Origin of the sequence: Roseivirga echinicomitans (assembly GCF_001592935.1) — a bacterium.
Classification (GTDB): domain Bacteria; phylum Bacteroidota; class Bacteroidia; order Cytophagales; family Cyclobacteriaceae; genus Roseivirga; species Roseivirga echinicomitans.
Genome location: NZ_LRDB01000001.1, coordinates 311,892 through 326,686, shown reverse-complemented (window position 1 = coordinate 326,686; position 14,795 = coordinate 311,892). Strand labels below are relative to the sequence as shown.

The 14,795-nt window shown below is 38.4% G+C and carries 16 protein-coding genes; 9 read left to right on the top strand and 7 right to left on the bottom strand.

Translation table 11 applies throughout. The annotated features are described in order from the left end of the window. Positions 1 to 24 precede the first annotated feature (24 nt). From nadC to AWN68_RS01465, 6 genes are all read left to right on the top strand, one after another. Positions 25 to 882, top strand: a complete 858-nt coding sequence (gene nadC / locus AWN68_RS01490) for a carboxylating nicotinate-nucleotide diphosphorylase (RefSeq protein ID WP_068410438.1) — start codon at positions 25 to 27, stop codon at positions 880 to 882. 110 nt (positions 883 to 992) lie between these two features. Then, positions 993 to 1,490, top strand: a complete 498-nt coding sequence (locus AWN68_RS01485) for a YcxB family protein (RefSeq protein WP_068410436.1) — start codon at positions 993 to 995, stop codon at positions 1,488 to 1,490. A gap of 79 nt (positions 1,491 to 1,569) precedes the next feature. Continuing rightward, the gene (locus AWN68_RS01480; protein WP_068410434.1) at positions 1,570 to 2,430 is read left to right on the top strand and encodes a DMT family transporter; all 861 of its coding nucleotides are present in this window, start codon (positions 1,570 to 1,572) and stop codon (positions 2,428 to 2,430) included. An 81-nt stretch (positions 2,431 to 2,511) separates the two neighbouring features. Continuing rightward, positions 2,512 to 3,636 (top strand): ATP-binding protein, encoded by a 1,125-nt coding sequence (locus tag AWN68_RS01475; RefSeq protein WP_068410432.1) that lies wholly within the window; start codon positions 2,512 to 2,514, stop codon positions 3,634 to 3,636. A gap of 127 nt (positions 3,637 to 3,763) precedes the next feature. Beyond that, a complete protein-coding gene (locus AWN68_RS01470; protein ID WP_068410429.1) occupies positions 3,764 to 4,096 on the top strand; it encodes a PadR family transcriptional regulator in 333 nt (110 codons plus the stop codon). A 4-nt stretch (positions 4,097 to 4,100) separates the two neighbouring features. Beyond that, positions 4,101 to 6,752: an FtsX-like permease family protein gene (locus AWN68_RS01465; RefSeq protein ID WP_068410426.1), complete on the top strand. Its 2,652-nt coding sequence runs from the start codon at positions 4,101 to 4,103 to the stop codon at positions 6,750 to 6,752. Positions 6,753 to 6,820: 68 nt separating this feature from the next. On the opposite strand, the gene AWN68_RS01460 is transcribed toward AWN68_RS01465, so the two are convergent. Continuing rightward, positions 6,821 to 7,384 (bottom strand): PIN domain-containing protein, encoded by a 564-nt coding sequence (locus AWN68_RS01460; RefSeq protein WP_068410423.1) that lies wholly within the window; start codon positions 7,382 to 7,384, stop codon positions 6,821 to 6,823. Next, a complete protein-coding gene (locus AWN68_RS01455) occupies positions 7,374 to 7,829 on the bottom strand; it encodes an excisionase family DNA-binding protein (protein WP_068410419.1) in 456 nt (151 codons plus the stop codon). The genes AWN68_RS01460 and AWN68_RS01455 overlap by 11 nt, the downstream gene beginning before the upstream one ends. 155 nt (positions 7,830 to 7,984) lie before the next feature. Here AWN68_RS01455 and AWN68_RS18925 point away from each other — a divergent pair, with 155 nt between their 5' ends. Then, a complete protein-coding gene (locus AWN68_RS18925) occupies positions 7,985 to 8,134 on the top strand; it encodes a hypothetical protein (protein ID WP_157716023.1) in 150 nt (49 codons plus the stop codon). 14 nt (positions 8,135 to 8,148) lie between these two features. Here AWN68_RS18925 and AWN68_RS01450 read toward each other — a convergent pair whose 3' ends face one another. From AWN68_RS01450 to AWN68_RS01440, 3 genes are all read right to left on the bottom strand, one after another. Further along, positions 8,149 to 8,694 (bottom strand): hypothetical protein, encoded by a 546-nt coding sequence (locus AWN68_RS01450; RefSeq protein WP_068410415.1) that lies wholly within the window; start codon positions 8,692 to 8,694, stop codon positions 8,149 to 8,151. Between the two features lie 145 nt (positions 8,695 to 8,839). After that, complete coding sequence (locus AWN68_RS01445; protein ID WP_068410412.1) at positions 8,840 to 9,289, bottom strand: hypothetical protein; 450 nt, start codon at positions 9,287 to 9,289, stop codon at positions 8,840 to 8,842. 288 nt (positions 9,290 to 9,577) lie between these two features. After that, positions 9,578 to 10,738, bottom strand: coding sequence for a hypothetical protein (locus tag AWN68_RS01440; protein ID WP_221405692.1), 1,161 nt, complete (start codon positions 10,736 to 10,738; stop codon positions 9,578 to 9,580). Positions 10,739 to 10,947: 209 nt separating this feature from the next. On the opposite strand from AWN68_RS01440, the gene AWN68_RS01435 reads away from it, so the two are divergent. Beyond that, positions 10,948 to 11,967: a helix-turn-helix domain-containing protein gene (locus AWN68_RS01435; protein WP_068410410.1), complete on the top strand. Its 1,020-nt coding sequence runs from the start codon at positions 10,948 to 10,950 to the stop codon at positions 11,965 to 11,967. Positions 11,968 to 12,072: 105 nt separating this feature from the next. After that, positions 12,073 to 13,644, top strand: coding sequence for a PQQ-dependent sugar dehydrogenase (locus AWN68_RS01430; RefSeq protein ID WP_068410406.1), 1,572 nt, complete (start codon positions 12,073 to 12,075; stop codon positions 13,642 to 13,644). Between the two features lie 221 nt (positions 13,645 to 13,865). Here the strand turns inward: AWN68_RS01430 and AWN68_RS01425 are convergent, their stop codons facing one another. Continuing rightward, positions 13,866 to 14,510 carry a MarR family transcriptional regulator gene (locus tag AWN68_RS01425; protein WP_221405691.1) on the bottom strand — a complete coding sequence of 215 codons (645 nt, stop codon included), beginning with the start codon at positions 14,508 to 14,510 and terminating at the stop codon, positions 13,866 to 13,868. 20 nt (positions 14,511 to 14,530) lie between these two features. Then, the gene (locus tag AWN68_RS01420) at positions 14,531 to 14,794 is read right to left on the bottom strand and encodes a DUF2024 family protein (RefSeq protein ID WP_068410400.1); all 264 of its coding nucleotides are present in this window, start codon (positions 14,792 to 14,794) and stop codon (positions 14,531 to 14,533) included. Position 14,795: the final 1 nt, after the last annotated feature.

Genomic DNA, 14,795 nt, shown 5'->3' with positions numbered 1-14,795 from the left:
CAATCTATTTAGTATTTTTGAGCCATGTGGCCGAAATACATTTCAGAAGAATCTCTCAATCAATTTATTGAAAGCGCTTTAGCCGAAGATCTTGGTGATGGCGATCATTCATCCCTAGCTTCAATTCCAGAGAACGCAGAAAACTCAGCTTATTTGCTCATGAAAGACAGTGGCGTCATCGCTGGTGTGGAATTGGCAGAAATCATTTTAAAAAAATTAAGTCCTTCCATTAATGTAGAGTCATTAGTGAAAGATGGCGATGTGGTCAAAAAAGGCGACATCATCATGCGGATTCATGGCAGTTCAAGGGCCATTTTGTCTGGCGAACGCTTAATGCTTAACTGCATGCAGCGTATGAGTGGCATTGCGACTTACACCAACAAACTGAATTCGCTTATTGCGCATACTTCAACAAAACTTTTAGACACGCGGAAAACCACCCCTAACTTTAGGCTGATGGAAAAATGGGCTGTTTTTATTGGTGGAGGGGTGAACCATCGGTTTGGGTTATATGATATGGTGATGCTGAAAGACAACCACAACGATTTTGCTGGTGGAATTACTCAGTCAGTTTCAGCAACTAAAGACTATTTAAAACGAACGGGACGTGATCTTAAAATTGAAGTAGAAACCCGTAACTTAGAGGAAGTTAAAGAGGTTTTGACTTTGGAGGGAGTGCATAGAATTATGCTCGATAACATGAGCCCGGAATTAATGAGCGAAGCTTTGGCTTTGATTAAAGGCCGTTTAGAAACCGAAGCCTCCGGTGGCATTACCGAATCGACCATTGGGGCGGTGGCAGAGACTGGAGTAGACTATATTTCCGTTGGTGCACTTACCCATTCGGCAAAAAGCCTGGACATAAGTCTGAAAGCAGAATAATTTGAAAGTTAAGAAGCGCAATTTTTTAGTGTTAATGATTGAAGCCTTGGTTTTGATCCTTATGTTTGTGTTCCTTTTTCGACACTGTGCGAGTTAGCAGGTAAATTATCATGATTGTAAAAACAAAAAAATACGCTTTAGACAAAAAAGCTTACATCCGTGCGGGGATGAGAAACATCCTTAAAGAGCAATGGTGGGTGGTTTTAATTGCCATCGGAATTTCTTCCATGGCCTTTGTCATCCCTTCAAATTGGTGGTGGATTGGTGCTTTGATCGCTTATGTACTTTATCTTTTATTCTGGTTGATCCAATTTACGGGAGTAACCCAACTAGAACAAAGTAAAATGCTTTTCGATAAGCTTTCTTACGAAATTGACAGCCGTCAGATTTTGATCAAGATGAATTCTAAGCAAGGTATGCCCATGAAATGGGAGCAGATCAAATACGCTTGGATGGACAAAAAGCAATTTGTGCTTGTGGTAAACAAAGCCCAAATGATGATGTTTCCTTTCACCGTTTTCAAAACTCAAAACGAAATAAAATTTGTGGAGACGATTATGAGGCGTAAAGGATTGATCAAAGAGAAGAAAGAGCAAATAGAGAAATAAGAAAATTTAAGTTTTTTGTAAAAGCACGGTTATTCAATAGCCGTGCTTTTTTGCGTTATTTGCTTTCTAATTCAGAAAGTTGAAATCACGCTACTACATCGAAGGATTGATTGCCGTTTTTCTCTTTGGCATTACTCCCATTTTTATCAAGGAAGTTTCTGCCAATGCAGTGACCATTGGCTTGGTGCGATTAGTGATTGGCGCGAGTTTTTTGTTCTTCATAGCGGGAAATAAGAACCTTAAAAGGCTCACCAAAAAGGATTGGAAGGCACTTGTTCTCATTGGCATTGTTTTCGGGGCGCACTGGATTACCTATTTCATGAGCGTAAAGCTTGCCACGCCTTCCATGGCTATTCTCTCGGTTTCTTCCTTTGGGCTGCACATGATTTACCTCAATTGGATCATCAATAAGAAGAAGCCGTCCGTTTACGATATCATCGCGGTATTCATCGCCCTTTTTGGAATTTACCTTATTGTCCCCGCCTTTGACTTAAGTAATAATCTCACCACAGGTATTTTAGTAGGACTGGTCAGCGCGGCCTTTTTTGCCATACTGCCCTTTATTCAACAAAGAAATCAGCACCTAGATTCTATGACCCGGGCATTTGGCCAATACAGTTTTGCGCTGATTATTTTTCTACCCATGTCACTCGAGTCCAATTGGGATTTGAACCAACAGGACTGGGTTTACCTGACTATTCTGGGAACCGTTTGTACGGTAGGCGCACATACTTTATGGCTGAGAGCCTCTACCGTTTTGCCGCCAACCAACACAAGTCTTATTTTCTATTTGGGCACGCCAATCGCCATGATTACCAGCTACTTTTTTCTGAATGAAAGTATGAGCAGCTCTAAAATGATCGGGGCGGGTCTGATTATTTCTGCCAACATTTTTGGGGTTTTGATGAGAAAAAGAAAAAGGATAAGCCATCTAAAGTAAAAGTGCTTTATCAGAACAGTATGTATATTGCGAATCTAATCGCAAATTTTATACTATATTTGCGAATATAATCGCAAAATCATGATTACTAGAGACCTCATCGAACTCATTCAAAAACGAATCAATGATAAAAAAGTCATTATTCTATTAGGGCCTCGTCAGGTTGGAAAGACAACACTACTCAAACAGCACTTTTCAAGTCAAAACACCCTGTGGTTAAATGGTGATGATTCGGACACAAGGAATCAACTCTCCAATCAAACAACCACTTGGCTCAAACAAACTATAGCCAAACATGATAGAGTTATTATTGATGAAGCACAGCGAATAGAAAATATCGGATTAACACTTAAAATAATTCATGACAATATCCCTGAAGTAAAGGTGATAGCGACAGGTTCATCTTCTTTTGAATTAGCAAATAAAATTAATGAACCCTTGACTGGCCGAAAATGGGAGTTTAACCTTTGGCCAATTAGTACGGGTGAAATGATCAAGCATCATTCATTATTGGAAGAAACACGCTTATTAGATCATAGACTGGTCTATGGTTGGTATCCTGATGTAATAAACAATGCTGGAGATGAGAAAGAGATTCTTAACACGCTTTCAGACAGCTATCTGTACAAGGATATTTTAACTTGGGAAAATATCAAGAAACCACAAAAGCTTGAGTTATTGGTACAAGCGTTAGCCTTTCAAATTGGTCAGCAGGTTTCCTATAATGAGCTTGGACAAATCACAGGCTTAGACAATCAAACAGTAGAAAAATATATTTCATTACTGGAAAGAGCCTTTATTGTTTTCAGGCTTCCTTCATTAAGCCGTAATCTTAGAAATGAGTTGAAAAAGAGCCGTAAAGTTTACTTTTATGATGTAGGCATTCGCAACGCAGTAATAAAAAATTGGAACCCTGTAAGTTTAAGACAAGATGTGGGTAGCCTTTGGGAAAACTTCTTGATTGTGGAACGACTCAAATATAAAGCCTATAATTCTATTTACTCCAATGACTATTTCTGGAGAACAAATGCGCAACAAGAAATAGACTTTATTGAAGACTATGACGGAGTACTCCATGCCTTTGAATTCAAATGGAATGAAAAGAAAAAGGGACGGTTTAGTAAGTCATTTACACAGGCCTATCCAGACCATGAATTACTCACCGTGAATAAAAAGAACTATCTGGAGTTTATTCAGAGGGCTTAGCTTTCTAGCTACAATTTTCTTCCTTTTCCTTCTTCGCCCCCAGCTATTCCTTTTTCAAATTTAAGAAATCAATTTTCATATTTGTAGATTTTGATTATGTTTGTTCTACAAATACGAAACTTGAAGAATGAAAGGAACGCAATTAGGTGAATTTGAAGAGCTGGTATTGTTGGTGGTGGGCGTATTATTTCCAGAAGCGTACGGTCTAAATATCCGCGAGGAAATCATCAACCAAACCAAAAGAAAAGTAGCGATTGGCGCAGTACACTCTGCCCTCAGTCGGCTCGATGAAAAAGGCTTTTTAGAATCTGAATTGGCAGAAGGCACTCACGAACGTGGAGGCAGAAGAAAACGCCTTTTTAAGATTACCGCAAGCGGTAAACAAGCCCTTGAAAGAAACCATGAATTGAGAAACTCCCTTTTCAATCAAATCCCAGAAATGGCCTTAAAAATAGTGTAATCTCGTGGGGCTCCAACCAACATATGAACCACCTAAAACTGCGGTCAAGCTGCTCTCGCTTGTTTGCAAGAAAAACCTTTTTGAAGAAATAGAGGGAGATTTATACGAATACTATCAAGGCCAAAGGGAAGAGAAATCGAAACGTATGGCGAACCTGCATTATTGGTTTCACATGCTCAATTTTATCCGGCCTTTTGCCATCAAAAAACTTGGTCAAAACTCAAATACAATCATCATGTACAGAAGCTATTTCAAATTTGCTTGGCGCGGAATGCTCCGCCAAAAGCTGCAAACCAGTTTCCATTTACTCGGGCTTATTGTGGCCTTTTGCGTTTGCGGATTCATTTATTCCCACATAAAATACGAGTCGTCTTACGATTCTTTTCTCGATAACGCTGATGACATTTATCGTGTGGCATGGATGAACCAAAACCCTCAAACACGAACACCTCATCCTATGGCGCAGGCACTCGTGGATGATTTTCCAGAGGTGATTGACGCAGTGAGTATTTCGCCAATTTATGGTTCAGGGCTTACTAAAGCGACAGTATTGCTAAAAAACGAAAAGAGCAACATCACATTTGATGAACCTAATGGCTATTTTGTTGATAGTACTTTTTTCGATGTATTTAGCTTTAAGCCAATTCATGGTAATGTGAAAGAGGCGCTCCAAACAACTTGGGGAATTATTCTAACTAAGTCAGTAGCCGAAAAGTATTTTGGAGAGGCAAACCCTGTAGGAGAAAGGCTTTCGTTCAACGGAATGGAAGATATGCTGGAAGTAGCTGCCGTAGTTGAAGACACTCCGAAGAACTCCCACTTCCGCTTTAATTTCCTCATTTCTTATGTGTCCCTCAAGTCTTTACAATTCAACGATCCATGGATGTCGTGGGATGATTTTGGTCACTTCAATTATTTAAAGCTTGCACCTGGAACAGATGCAAAAGCTTTCGAAGCGAAAATTCCTGATTGGGCGCCAAAGTACTTAGGTTGGGATGAAGAAAATGTAGAGGCCTTGAAAACAGGTGAGAATAAATTTGAATTACAGCCCATTCAAAGTATTCATTTGCATTCCAATATTCGATGGGAATTGGAAGCCAATGGCAGCTATAGCTACTTGCTTATTTATGGCATCAGCGCTTTATTCATTTTACTTATTTCTATCATCAATTTTGTGAATCTCAACACGGCAAAAGCAGCACAAAGGCTGAAAGAGGTTGGGGTGAAGAAAACTTTGGGCGCTTACAAGTCTCAGGTGTTTTCGCAATTTATTTTCGAAGCACTGTTCACTACGTTTTTGGCGCTGGCACTTTCTTTTGTGGCCATGTATATGCTGGAAACTCCCTTCAATCAATTGGTCAATGGAAACATTTCAGTGGCGGATTTATATCAAACAGACGTCATTTTAGTCTTACTATCAATAGCCATAGTTACCGCTTTTGTATCTGCCATTTACCCTTCGCTCTACTTAAACTCTTTTGAAGCAGGGCAAATTTTAAAAGGTTTGAAAACCACCAAACTGGGTGGATCTAGTGTTCGAAATGGTCTACTGGCAGTTCAATTTGTTGCTGCTATTCTTATGATCAGCGGAAGCATTATTATTAAAAATCAGATTTCTTTTTTAAAGAATAAGGACCTTGGTTTCAAGCAAGAAAACCTTTTGGTTGTGGAGGTAGACGATTTTCAAGGCGACTTGGAAGTAATGAAAACATCTATTCAAAAAAGTGCTGGGGTGTTAGATGTTTCCCTTGTTTCAAACGTACCAGGAGGTCAGTTTAACCAACACCCAATATACGCAGCTAACAATCCTTCCCTTCGGGTGGATGCTGCTGAAATGTTTATTGATAATGACTTAGCTACTACCTTAAGTTTGAATATTGAAGCTGGAAGAATGCTGAATAAAGAATTTTCGGCAGATTCTTCTGGAACTGCTTTTGTATTGAATAAAACAGCCATAAGAGAACTAAGTTTGGAAGACCCAATTGGTAAGCAACTTAATTGGGTAAATAACGAACAGCTTGTAAAAGGAACTATTGTTGGTGTAGTAAAAGACTTTAATTACAACTCCCTACACGTCCCAGTCCGGCCAATGATTATGATGGTGCCTACTTCATTTGGCTATAATTATTTGGTGGCGAAAGTAAGCCCAGCAAACCTAAAAGAGACGATATTAAGTGTAGAGTCAAACTTTAAAGAGGTTTATCCTGAAGGTGGCTTCTCCTATCGTTTTCTAGACGATCAAATCGAGAGACTTTATTTGGAAGAAACGCGAACCCTGAAGCTAACCACTTTACTTTCCGCTATTTCAATTTTTCTGGCCTGTGGTGGGCTCTTGGGCATTATCTCCATTGTGATTAAGCAGCGCGTAAAGGAAATCAGTATTCGTAAAATTATGGGCGCTTCGGCTTCTCAAATTCTATGGTTGATGAACTTTAAGTACTTGTTAATCGCTGGAGTTTCGCTACTTATTGCCGTGCCCGTTTCCGTGTATTTTATGAAAGACTGGCTCAGCAATTTCACGTACCAGACTGGAATAGATCCTTTGGCCTATGTGCTTACCGCGATAGCGGTGCTGTTCTTAATTGGCTTTACCATCACACTTATTTCCATGAAAACGGTAAAAAGCAATCCAGTGAATGCGTTGAGGTCGGAGTAGAGGTTTTTAGTGGGAATTGAATAGAAAGCCATTTTTAATGGTTTTGTTTTCCTCCTGCTGGTTTCTATTTAGATCAGCGCGTGTAAATAATCAGCCGAGTCGTTTAGTCCATTTTTACGAAATCGATCTAATATTTCAAATTCGTCAAGGTTTGGATTGGTTCGGTTCAGCACTAAGGCTCTAAAAGCTTCGAGCGCAAGGTCATTGTTGAGGTCAATTGTGTCTGTAATGAAGTCATCGGCTTTCTTTGCTACCAAACCGAAAGTAGCTAAATACTCTTTTGGAAAGTCTTTGATATTGTTGGTGACAATGATGTTTGCATTTGTTTTTATTGCTGCCGCCAGCACATGCCTGTCTTTATCATCAGGTAATTCCAATGCATTGACAAGTGATTCATAATTATCAACCAACGCATCTGGAAACGCAAGTTGAGCCTTGCCTAATCTCTTACGAATTTCTTCATCTGGGACACCTTTTCGTTTCATTACGGTTTCCCACTCATTGAATATGTGTTTACTCCATTTTGGAGTGAAGAGATCGTAAGAAGCAAACCAAAAAAGAAGATCTCTGATATCGATTGGATATATCACATTGGTATCAAGAACACAAGTAAACCGTACACTATGAATCATACAACCCAGTTTCCTCGTCCGCTTTCATTATTTCTGTCAGCAGCTTGCGCTGTTCTGCCTTCATTTTCTTTCGATAATCAATCAGGTCTTGGTACTGAATTCTTCTGTGTTTACCGATTTTTGTAAAGTTGATTTCCCCCATTTCAAGCAATTTGACTAGATGGGGTCTTGAGCATCCTAAAATCTCCGCAGCAGCCTGCGTAGTGATTTCGGTAGCTATTGGAACTATGGATATGGGTTTGCCCTGACTTGTCGCTTTTAGTATTTTGGCCAAGAGCCGTAGCGCACTTAATGGAATTTTAATTCTTTCATTAGTCTCCTCAATCTCAATTGAGGGGTATTCAGAATGAATTTGATCCAATGTAGCGGCAAGTGCATCGTAAGATTCCATAGCTGCCTTCTGCTCTTCTTTAGAGGGTCTTTTTATGTCATCTATGTTATTCATGTTAATACAGTTCAGTTGTCTATCACAAATAAACGAAATATTCGAAACGTTGTTTCGATTGTTTCGATTTGTTTTTTAAAAGCCCATTTTCAATTGTAGATTAACTCAACGTGCTTATTTATTAAGGAAGTACTGTAACTACTCCCATCATTTCTATGAAAGACTGGCTCAACAACTTCGGAATAGATCCTTTGGCTTATGTACTTACTGCCATTGCCGTGTTGTTCTTGATTGGCTTTACCATCACACTCATTTCAATGAAAACAGTAAAAAGCAATCCAGTAAATGCGTTGAGGTCGGAGTAGGGAAAGACTCGTTTTTATTTCAAATTCCATTTTTCAATATAAGCCATTAGTCCTCCGTCAACTTTACTGCCTATATATCCAATGTCTTTAACGTAGTAGTTGAAATAGGTCTGAAGTTTCTCGCTATCCCTTCTATCTGTTTGTTCTGCTTTGATAATCAAACAGTCTTTAAAAGTTTGTATGGGTGTTTTAAAGCTTGCTGCAATGTCGGTAACGGTATATTCCCAAGCGTTGTCAGTGCTTGTCCAAGAGTCCCCTACTTTCGGTTGCCCTGGGACATCAATGCTCTCAAGTTTTGACTTCGTGTCTAGATAAAAAACTGTCCCATTATTATCAATTCTAAAATATGATAAGTCCTTATCGCCCCATGAATACGTTCTCAAGCTTTTAAAGTAGTCCATGCCATCAATAGTGAGTTTACCTTCAACTATTTCGTCAGTAAAAGAACTGCTCCCCATTTTGAAAGACCATTTACTCCCTAAGGTTTTGGGAGAATAAGTCTGAGCAGTCAACATGACTGGAATTAAAAAGAATAAAATAAGTCCGGATACTTTTTTCATAGGTACAATGTGTCAAAAGAATGAGCTACAATTGACGTACATGCAACGTAGCATCTAAATTTACAATAATTTTCAGATTGGTGGACTTTGAGAATATGCAGCGACCTTCGGGAAAGCCTGAAGTAGCTATGCTCTATGCACTTTGTTAGACACTGCGCTTATTTTTCAGAGGCTTTAATCCATATTCATAAAGTTTTATAGCTGTTCTTGTTGGTTTAAATTGTTGCTCGAACATTGTACCAATTCCGCAAGCCATAAGTAAAGCTTCTCCCTCAATCGATTCGTACATTTTTGTTCTAATTTTTGAGTCTTTGTCAACATGTTTTTCTAGAAATAGATATGCTGCTGGATTCAGATTTGACAGTATGAATGATATTTTAAAAAAATCCTCCCAAGTCAAGTTTTCTTCTATGTGCGCAGAAAATAAATTTGCTAATATTTTTGATTTTTCTGTATCAATGAATTTTTCGTTTAGTAATAAAATTGTTTCTAAAACGTGATTTCGGTGTTTGCTGTTTTCGTTAAATTTATCTTTAAACTTTTTTAGTTTATTTTCATCAATACCTTTTGAATGAAACTGTTCTAAAAAAATCAATATTTTCTTAACATTATTTCTGTCAACAATTGAAGATGTAATTTTATAAAAGGAAACTAAAGATTTGACAATAGGAATTTTGCTTAAAAGACTCTTATTCGTTAAAGTGTCAAAAGCGAGTTCAGCATAATCTTGAGTTAATTCCGATGTTGTATTGAAGATTTCTTTTTCAATGCTATCGGTTAAATTTTTTTCCCCAATTCTTTTCGATTTAATGTTGTTCTGAATTGTGTTTAACGTTTAGTGTAAAATGCGTTTCAATACATTTTTACACAGTGCTGTAAGCTTTTATTTATTTAACCAATCGTTTTCAATTTTTAGAATGTTACCCAAATCATCTCCCAACTCTGATTTGATTTTACCATTCTCAACGAAATTGAATTTAAGTCCAAGAGAATTAAATTCAAGCCCATTTTCAGAAAAAGGATGTTTATATAACCAATAATTTGCAACGGGAATATTATGAGTAAATACTTTCGTTACTAAAACACCTGATAAACTCTTCAGTTTGGGTTCTTTCTCTCCTAAAAACACTCCGTCTCTTTTCCTTATCCATTTTTCATCTTTATTATCTGGGTTAGTAGACCAAGATATTGCTGATGAACCCCAAATAGCATTTTCAATATCATGTGTTCCGGAAGTCTTGACGTCCAAAGTGTTCACACAAACAATGAATGGCTTATCCAATTTGCCATATCTTTTAGCCTTCATAGAAATAGATTCTTTTAACGAATCTTCACCTCCACCCCAAAAGCTTTCCATGGGGTACATTCCGATAGGTCTTTTCTTTTTATCTCTTGCTGATTTAACAACTGGGATTGGTTTTATTCTGAGTAGAATATCCTCATTTTCTATCTCTATAATAGGAGTACTCTCAAAACCTTTTGTCGAAATTTCTTCAGTAACCAAATCTGGATCAAGCTTTTCTATTTCTTCTTCAATTCTTTTTATTAATCTCTTCGTACTTGGTTGGTTATTAGATTTTAGAATTAATGTGTCGATGATTAAGAGAAATCCTTTCGAGTCGAGTTTACTTATATTGTCATAAAATTCGTTGATTTTCCTTTCAATGGCCTCTTGCTGATGAGATTTATTCTTTACGATTTTTGCTTCGGCATAAAGCTCTAAGTCTCCTTTTTTTAACAAAAAATCTGGTTTTTTGGAAGTATTGGGTAAATCAGGATGGACTTGAATATCAAATCCGAGTTTGGTAAAAAGTTGATGGAGGAATAACTCATAAAAACAATCATCAAACTTCTTTTTGAAACTGTTTCTTAATTCTAGCTTTTCATCATTTGGATATTTCCTAAACCACTCATTTAAAGTTTCGCGGATAACAGAAATATCTTTTCTTGCACTTCTATCGTAATAGCCATACGGATTTTCATTGTGGTTTGAAGGCCCTGTATAAGTGCGTTTTTTTTGTTCAAAGAGTTCCATTTCAGCCATGACTGATTGCTATAAATATATTAAAAATATATGATGTTTATACTTATATATAAGATGTAGAAGTCATTAGTTCGTTCATGATTTGAAAAAGCATTCCTTTAAAGCGTCAAAATATTTTCTAAAAATAGCTAAAGAAACCTGCACTAAACCGAACCGTTAGATAGATGGAGTCTTTTTCTATCTTTATCCTATCATTCTAAAACCTCAAGATGTCAGTACTTTATTTGCTCTCTAGTTTGGGGGTAATCAACGGATTATTGATTGGTGCTTTTCTGGTTTTCCGCAACCAGAACAAAGTCGCGAATGCCTATTTGGGCGGACTGTTATTGGTATTGAGCTTACGGATTGGTAAATCTGTTTTCTATTATTTTGAAGATAATGTAGACTTACTGATCCTTCAAATTGGGCTTTCTGCCTGTACTTTTATAGGGCCATTCTTTTACCTCTACACCAAAGCCATTTACAGGCAGCATCGGAAAATTCATACCAAGGATGTTATGCTGCTCTTGCTCCTTCTGGTATCTATTGTAAGCATCGGTTTAATCTATCCTTACCGAACGCAGCCCGATGTATGGAGAGGTTATGTTGTTTATGGAATCTACATTACCTGGGGCGTATTCACATTAATGGGTTTGTACTACGCTGTTAAAATGCTGAAACCTGTAATACTGAAGCCCTCCGCAATGAGTAAGCCACAGCAGCATTTGGCCATACTCACCATTGCCCTGCTCATCATCAATTTGACCTACCAGATGGCGCTGTATGGTTTGTTTACCTACATCTGGGGGGCACTTATTTTTTCCTTTACCTTATATTTTCTTTTGGGAAGGATGTTGATTTCAAGCAAATTTTTTACACCCAAATCTACCGACCAACCCCTTGCTAATGCTTCAAAAAAACTGGAGGAACTGAATATGCTGATGGATACGCAAAAACCATATATCAATCAGAAACTTAAACTGGACGACCTGGCCGCACAGACTGGGCTTTCAAAGCACAGCTTGTCCAAGTTATTGAATGAAGAGTACCGATATGGCTTTGCGCAATATGTGAAAGAGTTTAGGGTGAAAGAAGCGAAGCAATTGATTCACACCAGAAATGAACTTTCGCTGGAAGGCATCGGCTTTGAAGCAGGCTTTAGCTCCAAGTCATCGTTCTTTGATGCATTCAAAAAGATCACGAATTCCACCCCCTCGGAGTATAGAAAGAGCCACCAACTGGTGGCATAAGCTACAAATAACTCCAGAATGATCATTCTGGACTTCTTATCTCCGATTAATTCGATTTCTTGACGGCACTGCTCGTAATCTTGGCTGAACAAATCAATTCATCCAATGAAAATTAAAGCATTCATCTTTCTGGCTGTCATAAGTATCAGCCCGTGTTTTGCCCAAACAGATCATGAGCAAATCACGAAAATACTCAATCAATTTATTGTGGGTACCCAGTATAACTATCCAGACTCGATAGCCATGGCTTTCCATCCGGGTACCAGAATGTTTCTTTATAATGGGACGGACTCGGCCTATTTTATGACCTCCGAAGAGTATGCAGGGTTGTATGGGCGTAAAGCGCCAGGCACGTTGAATAATCGGCCATCAAAGATCATCGGCATTGAGATTGTGAAAGATGTGGCTTATGCCAAATTAGAGATTGATATTCCATCTTTTGGGAATCGATATCATGATTTACTCTTGCTTAAAAAGATCCTTGGTCATTGGAAAATTGTGGGCAAGGCCACTTCAGCCGGACCGATTCCCAAAGCGCCTGAAGCGTTCACGCCAAACCCAGCAAAGGAAGTTGTACTGACGGGGCTCAACAGGCCTTGGAGCATGGCCTTTCTTTCAGAAAATGATGTGCTTATTGCTGAAAAGGATGGCAGCCTTCTTCGCGTTAATTTGGAAACCAAAGAACGGAAAGCCGTTTCAGGATTACCAAAGGATGTGGCGAGGGCCGTGCGGGTTGACTCTACGAAATTTGAGAAAGGCATTTTCCCTAATAGTCTTCATGGGCAAACCCTAAGCGCCAATGCTGGCTGGTTTCAGGTGCTCCTCGACCCGGACTTTGACCAAAATAACTATGTATATATGTCCTATGCCGCGGAGAATAAAGCGCGCGCCAGCACTATCAAAGTTATTCGCGGAAAGCTGATTGACAAAGAGCTGAAAGAGGTGGAGACGCTTTTTGTAGCAGAACCTTATGTGCATGGGCTCTATCACTATGGGGGCGGAATGATCTTCGGCAGGGATGGCAAGCTATACATTACCATTGGTGAGCGTAACTTCTTTGAGTATATGAACCCTGAAATTCCAGTTGCGCAGGATGTAAAAGACAAGCGAGGAAAGGTCATCAGAATTAACCCTGATGGGAGTATTCCAAAAGACAACCCTGATTTTGGATCGGGTGCGATTAAGGGTTTGTTTGCCATTGGTATTCGTGCCTCGCAGGGCCTGGCCATACATCCAGAAACGGGAGATATATGGTTTAGTGAACACGGTACAAACCAAGGAGATGAACTGAACATTCTGAAGCCAAGCGCAAACTACGGATGGCCTAATGTTACTAGGGGCAGTTACCGAACGGATTACCAACCAAAGGCGATTTCGGGAGCCGTTTTTACCGATCCATTATATTCATGGGAACACACTGTTGCACCAACAGGATTGACCTTTTACTCAGGTAGAGAATTTCCTTTATGGAAAGGTAATTTGATTGTGCCTGGGTTGAGCAAAGGCAGCTTGTGGAGAATGGTGGTGGATGGCGATAAAATCATAAGTGCCGAAGAACTCTTCATCAACAGCAGAGTGAGGTTAAGAAAAGCAATTGTTTCTCCTGGAGGGCAACTCTATTTACTTTCTGACGAAGAAGACGGCAAACTGATTCGGGTGTTTAATAGTGGGCGTTGAAATGTAAGAAGTTGTTTAGAGGGGGTTGATTCTCTAAGAAATTGGTGAAAAAGTAATCTTGAAATGCAAGGGATTGGAGTAGAGAATAAGGGTTACGGAATTGAAAATGTCTGAGTGGAGAAGGGTAAAAGAATGACTAGTGTAACGCTTAGTATAAGAAAAGTAGGGTAGTTTGTAGGCGATTACTTTTTGGTTTAGCACTTAGCCATAATTTTACATTGTTAACCACGGGCTTTTTCTTCGTATTCTGGACAGTCCAATCGGATTTCCTTGTTCAATAATTCTTTTTGAAGTAGGTAACAATAATCAATTTCTTGATTTCTTTCATAAAACCTACAACCGTAGCAAGTTCTTTGAACGCTTAATATTCCGTTACGATTTAATTTGAAAATCAGTTGACTTAAAGTTCCGAACAAACTTTCTAATTCGGATTGCGAAAAACCATTAATTTCCTTTTTTAACAGATTTGAGAAGTCATTCGTTTGAGAAACTATATCATTGCCTAAATCCGATAATAATATTGAATAACTTCGACTATCTGATGATGAAAAGTCCTTTATGATAAGCCTTTTCTTGTCCAAAATCCTAACAGCGTCACTTACAGTTGGTTTTGTTACGTTAAACTCTTTTGCAAGATGGCTAACGTTGCATAAACTCCGTTTATGAAATGCTATGAAAATAAGTATCTGAATTTGTATCGGACTTAAACCAACCATTTTGGCTTTCTCCCATAACAAGATTTTAAATACTTCTGAAACTCGTTCCAACCCTGCAACGATTTTACTCGAAATATCCTTTTCTTGTTGATTCGGGTTAAATGTACTTTCTTTCATAAAAAAGCCTGCCGAGATTAGTTCGACAGGCAAAGTTAGTAATCCTAATTAAATTAACTGCAATTTTCCATTTCTATAATTGAATATCCTTTTTGTTCAATTGACAAGATAGTATCTTTGGTAGCTTGCTCCATATGGCAAAGACGACATTCATCCGCAGATAATTGATTAGTTGGAAAAGGCTTGGTTTTTAGATAAGCCTTACCATAGGCAAATATGGTTTTTTCATCCGTTACACTTTTTGGCACTAAAATATCAAAATGCATAACCTTGCCATCTTCCCTTTTTACATATGTGTCCCAAATCGCTATTTTCATA